This is a genomic window from Dyadobacter sp. CECT 9275 (assembly GCF_907164905.1).
Classification (GTDB): Bacteria; Bacteroidota; Bacteroidia; order Cytophagales; family Spirosomataceae; genus Dyadobacter; species Dyadobacter helix.
This window is the reverse complement of sequence record NZ_CAJRAF010000002.1, coordinates 4,251,831-4,269,983: the sequence shown is the minus strand read 5'-3', so window position 1 is coordinate 4,269,983 and position 18,153 is coordinate 4,251,831. Positions and strand designations below refer to the sequence as shown.

The 18,153-nt window shown below is 43.9% G+C and carries 14 protein-coding genes; 6 read left to right on the top strand and 8 right to left on the bottom strand.

Annotation, left to right across the window (positions count from 1 at the left end; genetic code table 11):
- Window positions 1-180: 180 nt before the first annotated feature.
- On the bottom strand, window positions 181-798 hold the full coding sequence (locus tag KOE27_RS25600) for a helix-turn-helix domain-containing protein (protein ID WP_215241526.1): 618 nt from the start codon (window positions 796-798) through the stop codon (window positions 181-183).
- A gap of 669 nt (window positions 799-1,467) precedes the next feature.
- Here KOE27_RS25600 and KOE27_RS25595 point away from each other — a divergent pair.
- From KOE27_RS25595 to KOE27_RS25585, 3 genes are read left to right on the top strand one after another with little or no spacing between them, the layout of a single operon-like run.
- Window positions 1,468-2,811 (top strand): TlpA family protein disulfide reductase, encoded by a 1,344-nt coding sequence (locus tag KOE27_RS25595; RefSeq protein ID WP_215241525.1) that lies wholly within the window; start codon window positions 1,468-1,470, stop codon window positions 2,809-2,811.
- 11 nt (window positions 2,812-2,822) lie between these two features.
- The gene (locus KOE27_RS25590; protein WP_215241524.1) at window positions 2,823-6,008 is read left to right on the top strand and encodes a SusC/RagA family TonB-linked outer membrane protein; all 3,186 of its coding nucleotides are present in this window, start codon (window positions 2,823-2,825) and stop codon (window positions 6,006-6,008) included.
- A gap of 18 nt (window positions 6,009-6,026) precedes the next feature.
- Window positions 6,027-7,382, top strand: a complete 1,356-nt coding sequence (locus KOE27_RS25585) for a RagB/SusD family nutrient uptake outer membrane protein (RefSeq protein ID WP_215241523.1) — start codon at window positions 6,027-6,029, stop codon at window positions 7,380-7,382.
- 60 nt (window positions 7,383-7,442) lie between these two features.
- Here the strand turns inward: KOE27_RS25585 and KOE27_RS25580 are convergent, their stop codons facing one another.
- From KOE27_RS25580 to KOE27_RS25550, 7 genes are all read right to left on the bottom strand, one after another.
- Window positions 7,443-7,823, bottom strand: coding sequence for a DUF6520 family protein (locus KOE27_RS25580; protein WP_215241522.1), 381 nt, complete (start codon window positions 7,821-7,823; stop codon window positions 7,443-7,445).
- Between the two features lie 17 nt (window positions 7,824-7,840).
- Entirely contained in the window at window positions 7,841-8,452 is a 612-nt protein-coding gene (locus tag KOE27_RS25575) for a MauE/DoxX family redox-associated membrane protein (protein WP_229252958.1), read from the bottom strand.
- Between the two features lie 604 nt (window positions 8,453-9,056).
- Window positions 9,057-10,031 (bottom strand): helix-turn-helix domain-containing protein, encoded by a 975-nt coding sequence (locus KOE27_RS25570; RefSeq protein ID WP_215241521.1) that lies wholly within the window; start codon window positions 10,029-10,031, stop codon window positions 9,057-9,059.
- Window positions 10,032-10,573: 542 nt separating this feature from the next.
- Window positions 10,574-11,395: an NUMOD4 domain-containing protein gene (locus KOE27_RS25565; RefSeq protein ID WP_215241520.1), complete on the bottom strand. Its 822-nt coding sequence runs from the start codon at window positions 11,393-11,395 to the stop codon at window positions 10,574-10,576.
- Window positions 11,382-12,332: an NUMOD4 domain-containing protein gene (locus KOE27_RS25560; protein WP_215241519.1), complete on the bottom strand. Its 951-nt coding sequence runs from the start codon at window positions 12,330-12,332 to the stop codon at window positions 11,382-11,384. Before KOE27_RS25560 ends, KOE27_RS25565 begins: the two co-directional genes overlap by 14 nt.
- Before the next feature lie 429 nt (window positions 12,333-12,761).
- The gene (locus KOE27_RS25555; protein ID WP_215241518.1) at window positions 12,762-13,733 is read right to left on the bottom strand and encodes a hypothetical protein; all 972 of its coding nucleotides are present in this window, start codon (window positions 13,731-13,733) and stop codon (window positions 12,762-12,764) included.
- A gap of 475 nt (window positions 13,734-14,208) precedes the next feature.
- Window positions 14,209-14,991 (bottom strand): response regulator transcription factor, encoded by a 783-nt coding sequence (locus tag KOE27_RS25550; protein WP_229252957.1) that lies wholly within the window; start codon window positions 14,989-14,991, stop codon window positions 14,209-14,211.
- Window positions 14,992-15,105: 114 nt separating this feature from the next.
- Between KOE27_RS25550 and KOE27_RS25545 the strand changes: the two genes are divergently transcribed.
- The 3 genes from KOE27_RS25545 (at window position 15,106) to istB (ending at window position 18,007) form a co-directional block, all read left to right on the top strand.
- On the top strand, window positions 15,106-15,552 hold the full coding sequence (locus KOE27_RS25545; RefSeq protein ID WP_215241517.1) for a hypothetical protein: 447 nt from the start codon (window positions 15,106-15,108) through the stop codon (window positions 15,550-15,552).
- 130 nt (window positions 15,553-15,682) lie between these two features.
- Window positions 15,683-17,260 carry an IS21 family transposase gene (gene istA, locus KOE27_RS25540; RefSeq protein WP_310590060.1) on the top strand — a complete coding sequence of 526 codons (1,578 nt, stop codon included), beginning with the start codon at window positions 15,683-15,685 and terminating at the stop codon, window positions 17,258-17,260.
- 21 nt (window positions 17,261-17,281) lie between these two features.
- Window positions 17,282-18,007, top strand: coding sequence for an IS21-like element helper ATPase IstB (gene istB / locus KOE27_RS25535; protein WP_215238296.1), 726 nt, complete (start codon window positions 17,282-17,284; stop codon window positions 18,005-18,007).
- The last annotated feature ends 146 nt before the right edge of the window (window positions 18,008-18,153 follow it).

Genomic DNA, 18,153 nt, shown 5'->3' with positions numbered 1-18,153 from the left:
GTTTCAAGCTGGATTTTGTCGTCCAGGTCCAGCATACTGGATCCGGCAGTGATTTACAACTTAATTGTTCAGCATTCATTTGATCTCTTCCAAAAACAAAAAATGCCGGCTTATTGCTCACGATTGCTATCGTAAGTAGAAGAAAGTAACTCTGAGGGTGTATCGCATTAGAAAGAATAATTAATTCATCATATTTAAAATACGTTTTCCATTTTCGGTGGTGTAATATTGTTGTTTAGGATTGTTTGGACTTTCTGGAGTAGTTTTCGCAATCCACTGATTTTTCTCTACCAATCCAGCAACTCGGTTAAAATTATTGACCGTATTGGATAGCATAAGCTTATCCAAAATATCTTTTTTGCTACGCGGTCTTATGCAATAAATTAAAATCTTAATGATACGATCTATATCGTTTTCACCGAGTGCGATGCTATCAGCTTTACCATTTTGAATTTCTACTTGTTTTCTTACTTGTTCCATTCTCCTCTCGTTTCCTTTGATTATTAAGGCCGAGTCTATTTTATCTCCATCAATGCTATTCGGTAATAGCAAATCTTCTAAGTTAATGTTGTTGCCAAGAAGTATTTTCCGCAGAGTGCTAAGGCGAATATCTCTTTCTCCGCGTTCGTAAGCCCCATATTGAGATTCAGTAATATTTATCGCTATTGCGAAGTCGTATGCATTGTCGTAGCCAGAAGCTTTTCGAAGCCGAGAGAGGTAAGCTCCAAGTTTTTCTTGGAACAATTTTTGGCCTGAATCTGTGGTTAGCTTAGTTGTGTTTTCTTCATTATTTGACATATATAAAATACGCCAAATGAAAATTTTACAAAAACCTATTTAAGTAGGTATTTTTATTTTGACGATAAAGGTATTATGTTTATATTTGAAACATCGATTTGATGAGGTAACGACCGTATAACAGCGGCATTTTCAAATTGCTACTTGTTCTTTTTGATTTATAATGAGTATTCATTAAGAGTCTCGGCTACAAATTCTGACAATTTTTTAAGCGGACGAGACGATAGGTGAATGCCCATGATTGTATATTGTGCTATATTGTGCAATTGAAGTCGTGGGCTCCTGTCGTAATTCCGTTCCGTTAAGCCGTCAGAAGCTTGTAGCTCGGTTGATAGGAGTCCACGATTTTGTTGTATCGCTTCCCCTTATCTACCGGTTCAATATAATCTCCCGAAATGGAGCTTCTAATTTATTTTTAGTTATATACCTGCTAATGTATTCGTTATGAACTTCATTGCCGGTTGGTCAACTGTAAACTTGAATAAAATTATGAACTTTTATCCCAACTTCATTTTTCAGCTGGTTATTAGAAAACCTCAATAACTTATGTTTGGCAGATTCTCATTAAAACATTCTGTTGGATCAGTTTTCTCGCCAAACTGACGATGTCTGTGACAACGCCAGAACTAGACTCTATTACATTTTTCACTCCATAAAATCCTTGTTGCAATGAACTCACGTTTTTGCTCCCCATGCAGAATACTGCCCAATCTATTCTATTTTTCACTCCTTTACTTGCTGCTCTGGTGCTGGAAACCAGCTGTTGCACAGGACATTTCACAATACAAACCATTACAAGTTGGAGACAAGATCCCCGATGTAACGATCAGAAACATTTATCAATATAAAACTCCGGTAGCCAAAATCTCAGATTTTAAAGGCAAGCTGTTAATCCTGGACTTCTGGGCCAGCTGGTGCGGTGCTTGCGTGTCGATGCTTCCGCGTCTGGATTCGCTTCAAAAACAGTTTGAGAACAGAATTCAGATTCTTCCGGTAGCCTACCAGGATGCAAAGACTGTCCAAAATTTTCTAAGCAAGTATCAGGCGAAAACTGGTCGACGTATAGCGTTACCGGAAGTGACGGCAGACAGCGTGCTTCACCAGCTATTTCCGCATACTTACCTGCCGCATTATGTCTGGATTAGTAGCGAAGGCGTCGTGCTGACCTTCACCGGCATGGAAGAAATGAATGCTTCTACGATCGGGAAAGTGCTGAAAGGGAAAGCTGATGATATCCGGCAGAAAAAAGATGAAAAAGGCATTGCCTACGATGTGAAGAAGCCGTTTCTGGTGGGCGGCAACGGTGGCGATGGCAAAGAATTAATTTACCACTCGATACTGGCAAATTACACCGAGGGCCTTCTGAGCGCTGGATACTCTATTCTAAAAGACAGCACCGAGCTTCGGATCGTGCTGCGCAATACGCCGCTTTCCTCAATGTTCCGCGTTGCCTATGGAGGCAATGGCTATCTGGGCAAAAACAGGATGATTCTTGAAGTAAACGATCCGGGCCGTCTACGCTCTGATCTCACAGGTCAAAAATACACCGACTGGAAAAAACAGGGCAACGCCTTTTGCTACGAGGTAAAAGTGCCGGCCGCAGCGGGTAAAGAAGCTTACGCGATCATGCAGCAGGATTTTGCTCGGTTTTTTAGCCGTTACAAGGCCAAAATGCAAAGGCGAAGCCGGACGTGCCTGGTGCTGACAAGAACTGATTCGGTTGACCACATGAGCTCTAAAGGTGGCAGGCCGCTGATGTCCGCTGAATACGGTCAGTTCACACTACAAAACAAAAAACTGCTGTTTCTGATCTCGCAGCTGAATGTGATCTCGATGCAGGATTCTCCTTATCCGGTCGTGGATGGAACGGGCTATACAGATCCTGTGGACCTGATACTGGATGCAGATCTTTCGGACGTAGCAGATCTGAACAGAGCCCTAAAACCTTACGGGCTGACGCTGACTGAGAAGGTACGCGAAATTGATATGCTGGTGATTTCGGATAATCTTTAACATAGACGGCGATGAAAAAAACGATACTACTATCTATACTGCTTTCAGTCCTGACTGGTTATGTTTTCGGACAAATAAGGATGGAAGGCAGCGTGCTATCTGCATCCGATGAGCAGCCGCTTGCCGGTGCTGTGGTCAGTGTGAAAGACAAACAATCCGGAACGGTCTGTGATGAAAATGGACGATTTTCATTGACGGTGTCTGATACCTCAGCTACCCTGGTTATCTCCTATATTGGTTATCTAACCCGGCAGGTGAAAGCCTCAGGTAGCGGCCCGCTGACGATCGCTTTGGAGCCCAACCCCTCCGAACTTAGTGAGGTGGTGGTCTCAACGGGTTACCAGCAAATTCCGGCAGAAAGGGCAACAGGATCGTTTGCCTTCGCAGACAACAAGCTTTTGAGCCGAAGGGTCAGCCCGGATGTGCTGACCCGAATCTCGGATGTTGTGCCCGGGGTGATCTTTAACAAGGGCAGAAGCAGCGCGCTGCGGATCCGTGGGCAAAGCACGATTTTTGCCCAGGCAGACCCTCTGATCGTGATCGATAATTTTCCCTATGAAGGCGATATAAACTCGATCAATCCAAATGATATCGAAAGCATAACAGTTTTAAAAGATGCCGCGGCCGCTTCTATCTGGGGGGCAAGGGCCGGTAACGGGGTGATTGTGATCACCACCAAAAAAGGCTCCTTTAAAAAGCCGGTCCAGCTTTCCTTTAACAGCAATGTGACGCTTGGCGCAAGCCCCGATTTGTACTACCAGCCGCTTATGTCGGGTGCAGAGTATACAGCGATAGAAACCAGTCTTTTCAAGTCAGGGTATTTTAAGGCCGATGAGACCTCGGTGAACAAGGTGGCGCTCTCACCTGTCGTTGAGCTGCTGATCAAAAACAGGGACGGGCAGCTTTCTGACAGTGAGCTTTCCAGTCAGATCGCAGCGCTATCGACACATGATTTCAGAAGGGATCTTAGCCGGTATGTCTACCGCAAAAGTGTGAACCAGCAGTATGCGCTGAGTTTGAGCTCAGGAACCGAGCACCAGAAGCTGCTGCTATCGCTGGGCCATGACCGCAACCTGAACCCGCTGGTCGGAAACGCCTATCAGAGAACTTCTCTTCATGTCAACAACACGCTTCAGCTTCTTGAGAACAGACTTCGCATCGCTACGGGGCTCTACTACTCGGCTAGCAGCCAGGATAATAATGGCACCGACCGCTTCACGCTCAATAATAATATGATCTATCCGTATGCCCGGCTGGCGGATGAAACCGGAAAACCACTGGCTCTACCCCGGGATGTGAGAAGCTCGGTGATTACTCAGGCATCTGCACAAGGTCTGCTATCGTGGGAGTATATGCCGCTCGATGAGCTGGAGCTGGCAGACAACAGAAGCGTGCTGACCGATTACCGGCTGAATGCCGATGTGAGCTACAGGGTAGGAAAGGTGCTGACCTTTCAGGGGCTTTACCAGTACGGAGTAGAAAACAGTTCGAGCCGCAACATGCAGAGCCGTCAGAGCTATTTTGCAAGGGATCTTGTCAATAGATTTACCCAGGTTAATGCCGATGGCAGCCTGACCCGGAACCTTCCTTATGGTGATATTCTGGATCTGAGCGGGTCAGCAGCGCTTAGCCACAATGCCCGCCTGCAGGCCAGCTACGCCAAAAGCTGGAAACAGTATCACCGCATTGATGCGATTGCGGGCTCAGAGATCCGGAGCCGCACCCGTAAAGCAAACAACACCCGGCACTACGGCTACAATGATGACTATGCCTCGCTTATTCCGGTGGATTACGTGCGGCAGTTTCCAAATTATATCAACGGGTTTAACAGCGTGATCCCAAACATGGACAGTTTCTCTGAGACCTTTGACCGGTTTGTTTCCTTTTATGGTAATGCCGCATACAGCTTTAAAAACCGCTACACACTTTCTGCCAGCGGAAGGCTTGATAAAAGCAATCTGTTTGGTGTGGCCACCAACCAGAAAGGGGTACCGCTTTTCTCGGTTGGTGGTAGCTGGGAGATCAGCCAGGAGAAATTCTACCAGTGGAAAGCCATGCCTTATCTGAGGCTCCGGGCTACGGCGGGCTATAATGGCAACATCGATAAAACCGTCTCGGCTTATACGACAGCCCGGTCGGGATATACCGACATCGAAAGCGGGCTTCCGTATGCGCAGATCGTAAACCCGCCGAATCCGAAGCTTCGCTGGGAAAAGATCCGGATGATCAATGTGGGTTTGGATTTTGCCAGTATCAACCGCAGACTGTCAGGCAGCGTGGAATACTTCTCCAAGAAAGGCATCGATCTGATCGGTTCGGCGCAGGTTCCGCCTTCGGTCGGGGTAAGCACGTTTAGGGGAAACAATGCCGGAACCAAAGGCAGCGGGTTTGACCTGGTCGTAAACAGCCAGAATATTACCGGCCTCTTTCAATGGGATACCCACCTTCTGGTAAGCCATGCCAAAGACCAGGTCACCCACTATGACATCAAGGCCACTTCGCTTGCCTATGCCCAGGGGGGCGATAATATGTCCTCTGGCGCGCTTCCGATGGAAGGCCGGCCCCTGATGGCAGTCTATGCCTACCGTTTTGAAGGGCTGGACCCGGAGAAGGGTAATCCGGTCGGTTTTTTAAACGGAGCGCCGAGTCAGGTGTACAGCAGCATTTTGAGCACCACAAAGCCAGAAGACCTGGTCTACTACGGGCCGGCGCGGCCGGCGCTCTTCGGTTCGGTCCGAAATCAGTTTAGCTACAAGGGCTTTTCTCTTTCAGCCATGTTGAATTTTCGGGCAGGATACTATTTCAGAAGAAACTCGATCCGTTATGGTCTGAACTCCGGACTGGCCTCCCAGCATGGTGACTATGGCATGCGCTGGCAGAAGCCGGGCGATGAAACCAGGACCCATGTCCCTTCAGTGCCGCAAACGGGCCTTACAGCGCGGGATAATTTTTATATTTTCTCTCAGGCGCTCGTGCAGAAAGCAGACCATATCCGGCTGAAAGACGTTCAGTTCTCCTATGATTTTACCAGACGGCAGTTGGGGAAACTGCCCCTGCGAAGCTTGCAGCTGTATGCGTACGGAGATAATCTGGGAATTATCTGGAAGGCGGCAAAAACCAGCCTTGATCCCGACTATTCTTACGCAGGCTATCCGCCGCCGCGCACGATTTCCTTTGGACTAAGAGCAGATTTTTAATCAAAAGACAGGATCAAAATGAAAAAACGGTATTTAATTGTGCTGATGGCTTTGGTGAGCCTTGGCTGCCAGGATTATCTGCAGCAAAAGCCCGACAAGGCGCTGGTGGTACCCACCTCACTGGCCGATATGAATGATCTTTTAAACAACAGCGCCTACATGAACGATGTGCCTGCGCTGGGTGTGCTTGCAGGGGATGAATACTACATGCCTCAAAGCGGTCTGGATGCGCTGACCAATCAGATCGAAAGAAATACGTATTTCTGGGCAAAGGACCTGTACGAGGGAACCACGTTTGCCCCAGACTGGACCACGCCGTATCGTCAGGTTTTTTATGCGAATGTGGTGCTTGAAGGACTTGAAAAGATCACGCCTCAACAAACGCAGCAGGGCGAGTGGAACCGACTCAAAGGCAGCGCTCTTTTTTTTCGGGCCTGGGCTTTTTATCATCTGGCACAGGGGTTTGCTGAGGCCTACGATCAAGCGACGGCAGATAACATTTTAGGTATTCCGTTGAAACTACAGGCTGATATCAACACCAAAGCGCCCCGAGGTACGCTGCATCAGACCTACGAGAGGATAAACCAGGACCTGGCAATGGCCGCACGGCTGCTGCCTATCAATACAGCTGTTCCTACGCAGCCTGGTAAACCGGCGGCTTACGGGCTTCTGGCGCGTGTGCATCATACGATGGAACACTACCCGGTTGCGGCGCTATATGCAGATTCGTGCCTGGCGCTGAAAGATCAGTTGCTGGATTACAGCACGGTCGATTCTACTTTGGCGCGCCCGATGCCCCGATCAATACTGAACGCGAATCCGGAGGTGCTCTTCCAGGCTACGCTGGTTAAATACGGGTTTTTTAGTTCAAGTCTGATTTATCCGGATACGGTTCTTGTCCGCAGCTTTGAAGGCAATGATTTAAGAAAATCCCTGTTTTTTCAGAAAGGTACCGGAAGATTCATTGGTACTTACACCGGGACGGCAGCTTTGTTTGCAGGGCTTGCCACTGATGAAGTGCTTCTGATCCGCAGTGAGTGTGCTGCCCGGCTGGGTCAGGAAAGCAAAGCTTTAGATGATCTGAATAAACTGCTGGTCACCCGCTACAAAAAAGGCATGTATAAGCCCATCACGGAGGCCAGGCCCTTGCAGCTTCTGGAACTGATCCTGTTGGAAAGAAGAAAGCAGCTTTTTTCAAGAGGCGTCCGCTGGGCGGATCTCAGACGGCTTAACAAAGATCCCCGGATTGCAAGGACGTTATACCGAAAACCGGCTGCAGAGCTTTTGGAGCTGCCGGCCAACGACAATCGGTACGTGCTGAGCATTCCCGAGAACGAGATTTTGGGAAGTGGTATTGAGCAGAATATTAGATAGAAACAAAAAGTCCCCGGATTCGGGGACTTTTTGTTTTAAGATACCGACAACGTTATGATGCTAGTTTTGAACGAGCTGCCCTTCGGTAATATTACCGGTAGGTTCACCATTTGCATCCAGGCCTTCGGCTGTACATTGATTATCACTTTGATTACAGCTGTATTGACCGGGTTGAGTGCCGATCTGCCTGCTACCCAGCGGCTGCCATTCGCCGGCTGAATCCTTGAAATACTGTGGAGCCATGCTGCGATTTGTAGTAGCGACAGCCATACCGCCGGCTAATACCAATGCAAAAGCGGGTAAATAATTCAATTTAAAAACAGATTTCATAAAGCATTTGTGCTTCCTGGAAGCTTTGAAATGTGAATTGATAAATAATTGCCTACATTGTTTTTCAGTAGAGTAGGCAATCCCTGGCAGAAAGAAATAGCCCTGGGCCATGCCTTTCCGGCTTCTGTTCATAAATCACTTGCTGCCACCGGTCCTCCTTTCCTTTGCGAGTTAGACATATATATACCTACAACTGATAGGGTCAGAAAAAACAGATTAAAAAAGAAGTGCGTTTTAAAGCCCATGTTCCGGATTAAATTGGAACAGGAACACGGAACTCTTCCAAAAACATTCATCAGCACCAAACCAACATACCCGGTAAAAATTAGCATCAGTATAGCTGAACCGTACAAACCAATCGTGCGCGTAGAGCTAAAAACCAATAATACACTAACCAAGAGCTCCGAGATTGGAATCAACCAAAGTAAGGGAGCGACCGTCAAGACCGGTAGGGTCTGATTGGCAAGTTGCCTGTGGAATTCATCCATATCCAGCAGTTTAACGGCTGATGTATAGAAAAACAGGATAATCAGCATAGCGGTAATTATCTGTATTAAGCATTTGGCGGAGGTGATAGAGATATTCATAGCATTACGGTTTGTTGGGCAATATGATTCTCTGACGATTTGTTCGGGATTTTCGCATTTCTTCAAGCTAACAGCCTCTTGAAAAGTATATAACTTCAAAGCAGGATATCCAGTTTGGAAATCTGGTCTGGTATTGAATTCAAATCGGTACATACCAGTGCTAATTGACCGTATTTTTTTCTCATACCAGATACTGTGGACATTTCCATGGTATGAGTGGTCATTCCGATAGCGCTATTTGGTTGGCCTCATTTTATGACGTTGATTCAAAAATGCCAGTCCTTTTAATCTTCCTTATCCTGTTAATCTATTTTAGCTAAAGGATTTACTAGTCTAACGATGGTGTATATATGTAGATCTTTATCCAGCTAAAAAACACCGGTACCGTTGCATATTTTTTTGTTTACTACTGCTTGCCCTTTATAATAGTCAAAGTAAAATACCGACAAACGTCTCGTTGGTTGAACCTGCTACTTTCGCTTAATCTGGCTTATTTTTCTTTACGTTTCCCAATGCGACCATCATTTGCGTACTCAGCTTCTGAGCTACCGTAAACAGGCTAACTGATCGTATACATGATCCAGCCTAAGACAAATTTGTGTTCGGCCCCCCGTGAGATTATTAACTGCTACAAGGATGACCGAAACAAAGTTCATGACTAAAGATGAGATAGGACATACGGTTTTCCGACTAATTACATACGATTTTCCGGCATTGCATTGGAAAATATCATCTTTTATCGCGCTTACTCAGTTCGTTACTTGGCAATTAACCGATTAGGGGAAAAGCCGTAATACAACTTAAATTGGATGCTGAAACTGAATGGACTCCCGTAGCCAGTTTGTTCGGACACTTTTTGAACCGACATCTTATCCTGTGATAAAAGCTGAAAAGCCAGATGCATCTTTGTCTGGTTTATATATTTCTTTAAACTGACGCCAAAAGTATTTTTGAATGATCTGTTCAAGGCGTCAGGATGAATATTGAATTGTTGACTTATTTCAAAAACAGTTGGTAGAGGGCCATTTGTGAGCTGTGCTTCAATGAAATTCTTTACTGTTACTACCCTTTCTAAAGCTTCTCCGGCCGGCTTATTTTTGTATCTGGCTAATTGTTCTCCATACCGCTTCAGGAGTTCAAATAAGGACATCTTAAGCGACAATGATCTCTGTTCAGGGTTAATGTTCTGTAGCATCATCATTATTTGAGCGATACTATCAATCATAAAAAACGGGAATCTATAGCAATCAGAAGAACCAATTCCGAAAAGGCCCACTGCCCGAAAATCGAATGGTGCCATCTGTAATACACTATCCAGATATTTATTGTCGAAGATATATAGAAGGCCTGTGCTCCACCCACTCCTAATGAGCAAATGGTATTTTCCCGGAGGCACATTAATCGCTCCGGCTTGACCTTGCTGTAATGTGAACAAGCCACCGCTTTCTTTATTTTCACAGATCACTGTCCCGCTAAACCCGTAATAAAATACTACACATGGCTTGTTAAATACTACCTCGATCTGTAAATCCTCGTTCACGCGGCTTTCAAAAAGCTCTATCAGAAAGTCATATGTAACGACACGTTGCCTGATAATCATTCCTGTCGACCATTGCATTTGTTTGCAGTCTGCGTACCTGATAGGGTAAAGGCAGTCAACAGGCATTTTCCTTCCCGAGATTATTTTCGGAATAATTAAGGCAGGAAACTGTACGGTATATACCTTTTTCATAACGATGGCTGATTGTTGATGATTGCCCCCTTTTACGCCAGGCGCTATCCATCACTGGAAACTTAACGCAATTGTTATTCTGTGCTGAAAAATATATTAGCATTGCTCAAAAATCGGCTACATAGCAATATTTTTTCAACGGATCATCTTGCGCCGCATCGGTCCAGAAGTATGTAAATGTTATTTCTGAGGGATATTACTCAGTAATGCATGCTCTGACAGGATTTAGAACCATGTTTGAATGGACCTGAATTATTTCTTCAATCCGGGCGATTGCTTATCTCAAAGCTCGGACTATATAACAGCTTGTGCAAAATTTTTATACGAATGCAGCGATATTTTATACGAGTCGTCTTAATCGCTCATACAATCATGTACCCTATTCCTACAATAAAATACCTTATTTAAGTATTGTTATCACTAAATCATGCCCATCATTAATCCCGCCAGCGCGAAATTTTACGACTTTATTTCTCAGATATAAATCTCAAATAGAAGGTTTTACTTGGAATTAAATGGATGCCTACGAATTTACGGGTGGCTCACATGCTAGGAGGAGTTGTATCTACATCACCATTGGCCTCTGTCAATACCCGGTAAGCATCTTCGATTGTCTTTACATCCGGTCTTGCCAATATCTGTTTTATCCGGACTGTATCAATACGTTCTTCTTGTGAATAGCGCCAGTACAATCCCTTGGTTACGCATACGAGCCACCTGGCAGCCCTTCTGATTGATTTTATTGGAACCCCGGAATCAGATGTAGCTTCAAGTATATCAGCATACAGCTTCACCAGTTCGCCTTCTGAATTGTAACTGGATAGCTTTCTGAGCGGATTTATATCTTCATCTTGTTTGGACGATGTCAGAATATATTTATCATCATGAAATGGACTTGGTAACCTGCCCGTATCATACAAGATGTTGGCTGCTTCCCTGCGGTTAAGTTTTACAAGGTTCTCCGGTCTTATATCCAGCCCATCACCCAGAACTTTGATAATAATGTCCGGATCGCTGAGATCAAATTGTTCTTTGAAACAGTAGTAAACCATCCGGTGCGGTTGAAAGGAATGATCAACTCCGTCAACCATTGCTTCTTGTTGCAGAGCGAACCGGTAATCACCTGTGTACTTATTATAGTTCCTGGCAATAGCAGGAAACAAGATCATTTCTTTTAGAACCTGTAAACTACCGTTGCTGTCCCTGCTGAGTCGCTGTAATCTTTTTACCCTGCCGTGGTTAGAGATGCAAAAATAAGGCTCCAAGCCGGGTACTGGAAGCCACTTTTCACCCGATCGGTCGCTCAGGCTCTTGTCTCGATGAGCAGGCGGGCGGGGCATATTCTTTTCACTATCCTTGTTCATAATCTTGGTCTTGTTTACCTGGAATATCAAGTTTGCCGGTATGCAGACCTAATTTCCAGCGGAAACCGCTTTTACTGATTGTTCCTAGCCGTGCATGACTCAGAATACTACTATGACTCTCATTAGAAACACGGGCCGCTTCCGAAACGGCCAGGAACTGCGCCAAAGGGTTTCCGTGTTTATCAAACTGAGTGATGCGCATGCCACGACTCTCTTTATAGTCTCTTGTCGGTCGCTGTGAAAGTGTTGTGGAAGGGCTGTCTCCATTTCGCCAGAACTTACCGTCAACCAGAATGTAAGGCTTCTTTGCAGCAATTGCCAGCCTGCTATTTGAAAAACCTGTGGTTCTGGCTGCTTCTGAAATACTGTCATATGTGTCTATTCGTTTACCCGAAGTATCATAGCAGGATATTTTTTTGGAAGTCACCGCTTTGGATGCCGACGTAGAAGCGTGACGATATGAGGGATCATACTCGTAGGTTGCTTTTTGCCTGCCGAGTTCGTATGTGCGTCTGGTCTGCTCATACCAATTCGTTTTCCTTAGGAATTGTGGCCTTATATCCAGTCCGTTATCCTGCTCAGATGTGATTACGATTTTTGCATCACTTAGATCAAAAGGCTCTACGAAGCAGTAGTAAACCATGCGTTGGACCTGAAAGGAATAATAGACCGCGTCGATTTTTGCTTGTATCTGGAACCTGTACCTGAAATCGCCCTTAATCTTATTTTCACTTTTGTTAATTGCTGGGAGTTTAATTTTGGCGGCGGTTGTAAATTTTCTTCCAAGTTGATCAAAAGATACACGTTCCAGCCGTTTCACCCGGCCGTGGTTAGATACCATAAAGTATCCTTCCAGCCCGGGAATATCTTTCCAGATTTCACCAGGCCGATCTTTGAGGTTTTCGTCACGGTACGGTTTGGTTTCAATTTTTTCCATATCGCTCATCACCTAAAATATAATCAGCAAAACCAAGTATATTAAAGTTAACTTAAAGATACATAATATGCAAGGGAGCGCCATACCCTGCAATTATTTTGACTTGTCAATTAACAGCTTATTTCAATTCCTTAACTTTATTCAATGCAACTAAAAGCTCAAAGGGTATTTTAAAGATATCGGGTTCTCCTTAGGAATAATTCCTCATCAATATGATTCCATATTTACTCGGCCCATTGGTTCAGATGATTTTACAAATTATTTTGAGAGTCTTACAGATCCAGAGCCATGATCTGCGATTGTACTTCGTTGGTTTGATTCTGTCTTTGCTCTGGATGGTAACTAATTTTCAACTTCTGATTTTACCCTTTGAAATGTCTAATAACTTCATTTAAATAGTAGTTTGGGGCTTTGCTGTAAATCGGAGAATTACGATTTTTCCTCGCAGATGTGCATGAATTTAAAAGATTGTTGAACGTTTGAGAGATCCGATTTTTTATTTGCGGCATGGCTAAATGTTGATCCGATTCCGGTAATGAGTTGTCCCCAAAATTTTGGCGTCCAAGGTGCTGCGTCAATTTCAAAAAATTTACCTGACAATTCAAGTAGCTTACCTACAGTTGATATCTTTTCAAATTGTAACTGTCTTCGAAACTCATAATAATCCGGAATCAGGTCCGTCTCAATGATTTTTTGAGCTTCGTACGAAATGTCCCTAAGTGAGGCATTTTCTTTCAGAGCATTTTCAACAGCTAGAGATAATTTCTGAAGGTGCATACTAAATCCTTCTCGCGTGTCTTTAACTCTATGCCTCAACTCCATAATTTCCTCAGGTTTAAGTCTATTCACTTTCGGAATCAAATACTTAAACACGCTTTTAGCCTCGTAAAAGGTGTAAGTTGCTCGGTTTTGGTCTCTGTTTAAACTCATGATGCCAGGCCCATCCAGATCTTGACGCATCAGATGCAGCAGTAGCTGCCTATGGACATAGAATTCGTTAGGCGAATGTGTGCGCATCAGGTGGGGAGATTGGAGCAAAGCTCTTGCAATATCAGTTAATTCAATATTATTGTCCAGCGTAAAAGAATTGGGCACTGGCACTTGATCCAGAACCGACTCTTTAAACAATATTGTATTCTCCTCCCACCAAATCGCAGGATAATCTAATGTATTGCAAACTTTACCATCCTTTTCAAAAGTTATGAAGTTAACTTTTGAATCATCGGATTCAAAAACGTAATTCCCGTTTTCAGACTTTAATAGCTTAACGAATCCACTTGGGTTAAATGGATTTTCCCAAGGTAATAATACCTGATCGTAAAATACACACAAAGTTGCCAATTCTGCTGGATCGCTTATTATAGTATCAGAATTGTAGGTCACAATAAATTTTTTATCCATGATACAAAGGGTTTATTTAGTCAATTGCGGCCCTCCTGGATATTCATTTTCCTGACCCGCCTAATGCATTCAAGATGCTAAATTACTTTAATTTAAAGAATTCTTATCCTGTGAAGAATCCTTTATTAATCCATTTTGTCGATGCCGACCCACTCGTTCCATTAAACCAGTAACCTGGGCAAAGCATTGTTTGAAATTAGATTCTCTGTCATATTAAAGAGAAATTAATAACTTACGTCTTTTAAAATTTGTATTTCTCTGAATTCGCACAGGCACCTATCACAATTCCCTTTTACGGCCGAATTTTGCTATGAGGTGGCAGGTAGTTATGTGTTGTATCGAAGCAGTTCATGCACTGCAAGAAGAAGGCGGACGGATTGCTGCCACTCATAGAGCATCGGCGTGGTACTAATGGAAAATTCAGAAGACCAATAATGGTTAAGCAAACTAACTATAAATCAGTTATTAAAAACGACTATATCAAGCCTAATCTATTTGCGTATAATATAAGTTCAGCTATATTTTTACTATTGGTTTTATGGAGCATATTTTTTCGGTGTGTGTCGACCGTATACTTACTTAGGTATAATTTTTCAGCTATTTCTTTTGCAATCAATCCATCAGACATCCATTTTAATATTTCAATTTCTCTCTTGCCAAGCAATTCTTCTGGGTCAATACCAGGAAAGAAATTTTTATGCAATATGGTGGTCCACTCCCTGGTATCCCTATCCAAAATTTCAATACTGTGAAAAATTTTAGGGTTGGAATCTTCATCAGTAATATTCCAACAAAAGCCAAAAATGCCCTTTGGGAAATTGTCGGTGGTCAGTTCGGTGATGGTATTTCGCTGCAAAATTTTTCTGATACTTCCTCTTTCATCTCTGTATCCAAATCCCATTGAAAATCTTATGTAAGGAAGTTTGTCATTGCTTACTTCACTTAAATATTTATTCCTGTCAGCAAATATTTCTTTGTTAAGCAAAGAAAAGTTTTGATTCTGATGTAAGGAAAATTCTAATCCGCCTTCAACATAAGCCTCCTTTGGGTGGCCAAGTACCTGCCTAACATTATCATCCATAAAAGGATAGGACATTGTCTTATAGTCGATTAGAAACATTAGAGTAGAGGTATGGTCAGCAAATTTGCGCATGACTGAAATGTCCCTTAGATACATTCCATAGTCTGATGTGTTGTTTCCACAACCATGTATCGATAAGTTAGAAAGGTATTCTGAAAAGCTAAAAAAGTTAGACATGCCACTTAAACGGATTAAAATACCAATTAGTTGGTATTGTATCAATTTGCCTCTCATTGCACCTTTGCAATGGGAAAGCCCAACAATTAATATCTAATTATAACTAAAAAAAATATGAAAAAAAATCTTCAAATCTCTATCCTTTTATTTTTTGCAGTTACCAAATTCACTCATGCTCAGACGACGCTGTATTCGACCAAAGGGGTTAAGATGTCATATGAGGTAGAATCAGTAAAAGGTTGCCAAGATTCGGACAAGAATCATAATACTTTATACAGATATACAATACATCTCTCCAATGAAACTGATAAATCTGTTAAGTTTGTCACACCTCCTACGGCAACTACTTCAAATATGGGATTTGCACGCTGCGCTGGGGTACTCACTCAAACATCGTGCATATTCCACTCTATAGTTTACCACGATTCCGCTACAAAGTTTACCAGGCATTCCGCTGGAAAGTTTACCACTGTTCCGGGGCAAACCTTACCAGTTATTCCATTGGAAAGTTTACCACTTATTCCGGAGCAAACTTTACCACTTTTGGATAAATTGGGTTAATAACGACCTGACATTCCGACGTATAGTTTACCAGTTATTCCGTCGGAGCGCCGACCGCTGCAAAGTTTACCACTAAGGATTTAAAATACGCTGTCTGATACATTTGATTACGATCAAAATCTATCAGAGAATGGCTAACAAATCCCTTAGTATGCAAAAAATACGTCAAATACTGTTGCTTCTTTCGCGCGGTCATTCAGAGCGATCCATAGCGAAACAGACCCAGGTCTCACGGCCTACAATTCATCATTACAGCGTTATATTCTCGAGTGCTGGGAGTGATTATAATTATAGCACACTCATGGAGCTTACCGACCAGGAGTTAAATTTGCTGGTTGAAGGCGGCAAGTCAGGTAAGGTGCAAGTTCCTGATCTTCGCAAAGTACATTTTTTTGAGCAGGCGGACTACTTCATTTCGGAGCTCAGAAAGGTCGGTGTGACACGCTATCTGCTTTGGCAGGAATACCTGGAGGCTTATCCAGATGGTTTTCAATATTCGCGGTTCTGTGAGTTGCTGGATTCTGCCATGAGTACCAGAAAGCCCAGCATGCATTTATACCATATTCCAGCAGAGCTGATGGAGGTCGATTTTGCAGGCTCCAAGCTTCATTATGTTGATCAGGATAGTGGCGAGGTAATCGAATGCCCTGTGCTTGTCGGTGTGCTTCCTTTTAGCGGCTACTCTTTTGTTCAGGCTCTTGTGGATGCGAGTCTTCCACAAGTCGTATCGGCTTTGAACAATATGCTGGATTATCTAGGTGGTGTACCCCTAAACGCTATCTCGGATAACATGAAACAGTGGGTGAGTAAAACCTGCCGATACGAACCTACCTTCCCAGAGATGCTTCAGCAATGGGCTGTTCACAATCACATCGGTTTACTCGCTACGCGACCTGCCTCACCGAAGGATAAGGCATCTGTAGAGAACCAGGTTCTGATCACGTACCGACGTATTTATGCGCTTCTGCGAAATACCACCTTCCATAGTCTGGCGGAGATAAATACAGGAATTATGCAAAAACTGGAAGAGCATCACCGGAAGAATTTTCAGAAGAAAACTTACAGCAGACAAGAACTTTTCGTCTCTCAGGAGCAAGGTTTATTACAGGCTTTGCCTGATACAGTCTACCATCTGAGACATTACACCCGCGGTAAAGTACATAAAAACTACCATGTAGTTATTGGGGAAGACTGGCACTTTTACAGCGTGCCTTTTACCTATGTTGGAAAAGAAGTCCGGATTGTTTACGACAGTGATCATGTAGAAATATATTATGGACATGGACGTATTGCGCTGCATACCAGAAACTTTAAGAGTCATGGATACAGTACCCAGTTGGAGCACATGCCTGAAAATCATAAAATAATAGCGCAGCAAAAAGGATGGGATCCGGAATACTACCTCAGAAAGGCTTCTGAAAACGGCCCATCTACCCGTGCTTTTTTCGATGAGTTGATGAAGAGCAAGATCACCATTCACCAAGCCTATGGTCCCTGCCTGGGCATACTCAGGTTGGTGAAAGAGCACGGAGGGGACAGAGTCGAAGCAGCCTGCAAAAGAGCCCTGCAAGGCCATAAGTACAACTATGGTGTAATCAATACCATCCTGGAAAACAACATGGATCTTCTGGCAGAAGCCAGTGAAGCTCATTCGCCAATCCCTGCACATAATAATCTCAGAGGAGCGGAGAACTACAAAACAAAGTAACCAACCTAATCAAATAACGATATGAACACCCAAATGACACTGGAACAGTTGAACACCCTCAAACTTACGGGTATGGCCAAACGCTATCAGGCTGCACTCGCACTTCCCTCACACCAACAAGAGGATGCACATTCGCTACTTGCTTTGCTCTGTCAGGCTGAGATGGAATACCGTAACCACTACCGAACAGAGCGACTGCTAAAAAACAGCAAGCTCCGGTATAATGCAATTTTAGAAGAAGTTGTTTGCACCCCCGAAAGGGGGTTGTCCAGAGAAATGCTGATGCGTCTTTCAGACGGAATGTTTATCGAAAAGGGAGAAAACGTCTTAATCACCGGCGCTACCGGGACCGGTAAAAGCTACCTTGCCTGCGCCTTAGGGCGCAGCTGCTGTCTACTTGGCTATAAAACCCTGTACTTTGCAATGAACAAGTTCCTGGAAACACTCATTCAGGCCAAACTGGATGGCTCTTACCTCAAATGGATCAAGAATATCGCCAGCCACCAGGTCTTAATCCTTGACGATTTTGGCTTAAAACCGCTTACCCATGACGCCAGACTCGCCTTGCTGGACATCCTTGAAGACAGGTATGGAAAGTGTGCCACCATAATCACCTCTCAGCTTCCACTCGACAGTTGGTATGCATTCATAAACGAGCCCACCGTCGCTGATGCGATCCTTGACAGATTGACAGCTTCGGCTAATAAAATCGATCTTTTAGGCCGCTCCTTGAGAAGAAGAAAATAAAACTTTAATATTGATAAATCATAGACACATTCTTAGTGATCTAAACCAGCAGCTACTGGTAACCTTTCATCCGGAAAAACTGGTAACCTTTCGTCCGGAATCACTGGTAAACTTTCCCCGGAATATGCAAACATCGACCGCATTTC

Coding starts and splice junctions, on each gene's coding strand:
- KOE27_RS25600 (WP_215241526.1), bottom strand. CDS start 798: ATGTCAAATAATGAAGAAAACACAACTAAGCTAACCACAGATTCAGGC.
- KOE27_RS25595 (WP_215241525.1), top strand. CDS start 1,468: ATGAACTCACGTTTTTGCTCCCCATGCAGAATACTGCCCAATCTATTC.
- KOE27_RS25590 (WP_215241524.1), top strand. CDS start 2,823: ATGAAAAAAACGATACTACTATCTATACTGCTTTCAGTCCTGACTGGT.
- KOE27_RS25585 (WP_215241523.1), top strand. CDS start 6,027: ATGAAAAAACGGTATTTAATTGTGCTGATGGCTTTGGTGAGCCTTGGC.
- KOE27_RS25580 (WP_215241522.1), bottom strand. CDS start 7,823: ATGGCCCAGGGCTATTTCTTTCTGCCAGGGATTGCCTACTCTACTGAA.
- KOE27_RS25575 (WP_229252958.1), bottom strand. CDS start 8,452: ATGTACCGATTTGAATTCAATACCAGACCAGATTTCCAAACTGGATAT.
- KOE27_RS25570 (WP_215241521.1), bottom strand. CDS start 10,031: ATGAAAAAGGTATATACCGTACAGTTTCCTGCCTTAATTATTCCGAAA.
- KOE27_RS25565 (WP_215241520.1), bottom strand. CDS start 11,395: ATGAACAAGGATAGTGAAAAGAATATGCCCCGCCCGCCTGCTCATCGA.
- KOE27_RS25560 (WP_215241519.1), bottom strand. CDS start 12,332: ATGGAAAAAATTGAAACCAAACCGTACCGTGACGAAAACCTCAAAGAT.
- KOE27_RS25555 (WP_215241518.1), bottom strand. CDS start 13,733: ATGGATAAAAAATTTATTGTGACCTACAATTCTGATACTATAATAAGC.
- KOE27_RS25550 (WP_229252957.1), bottom strand. CDS start 14,991: ATGTCTAACTTTTTTAGCTTTTCAGAATACCTTTCTAACTTATCGATA.
- KOE27_RS25545 (WP_215241517.1), top strand. CDS start 15,106: ATGAAAAAAAATCTTCAAATCTCTATCCTTTTATTTTTTGCAGTTACC.
- istA (WP_310590060.1), top strand. CDS start 15,683: ATGGCTAACAAATCCCTTAGTATGCAAAAAATACGTCAAATACTGTTG.
- istB (WP_215238296.1), top strand. CDS start 17,282: ATGAACACCCAAATGACACTGGAACAGTTGAACACCCTCAAACTTACG.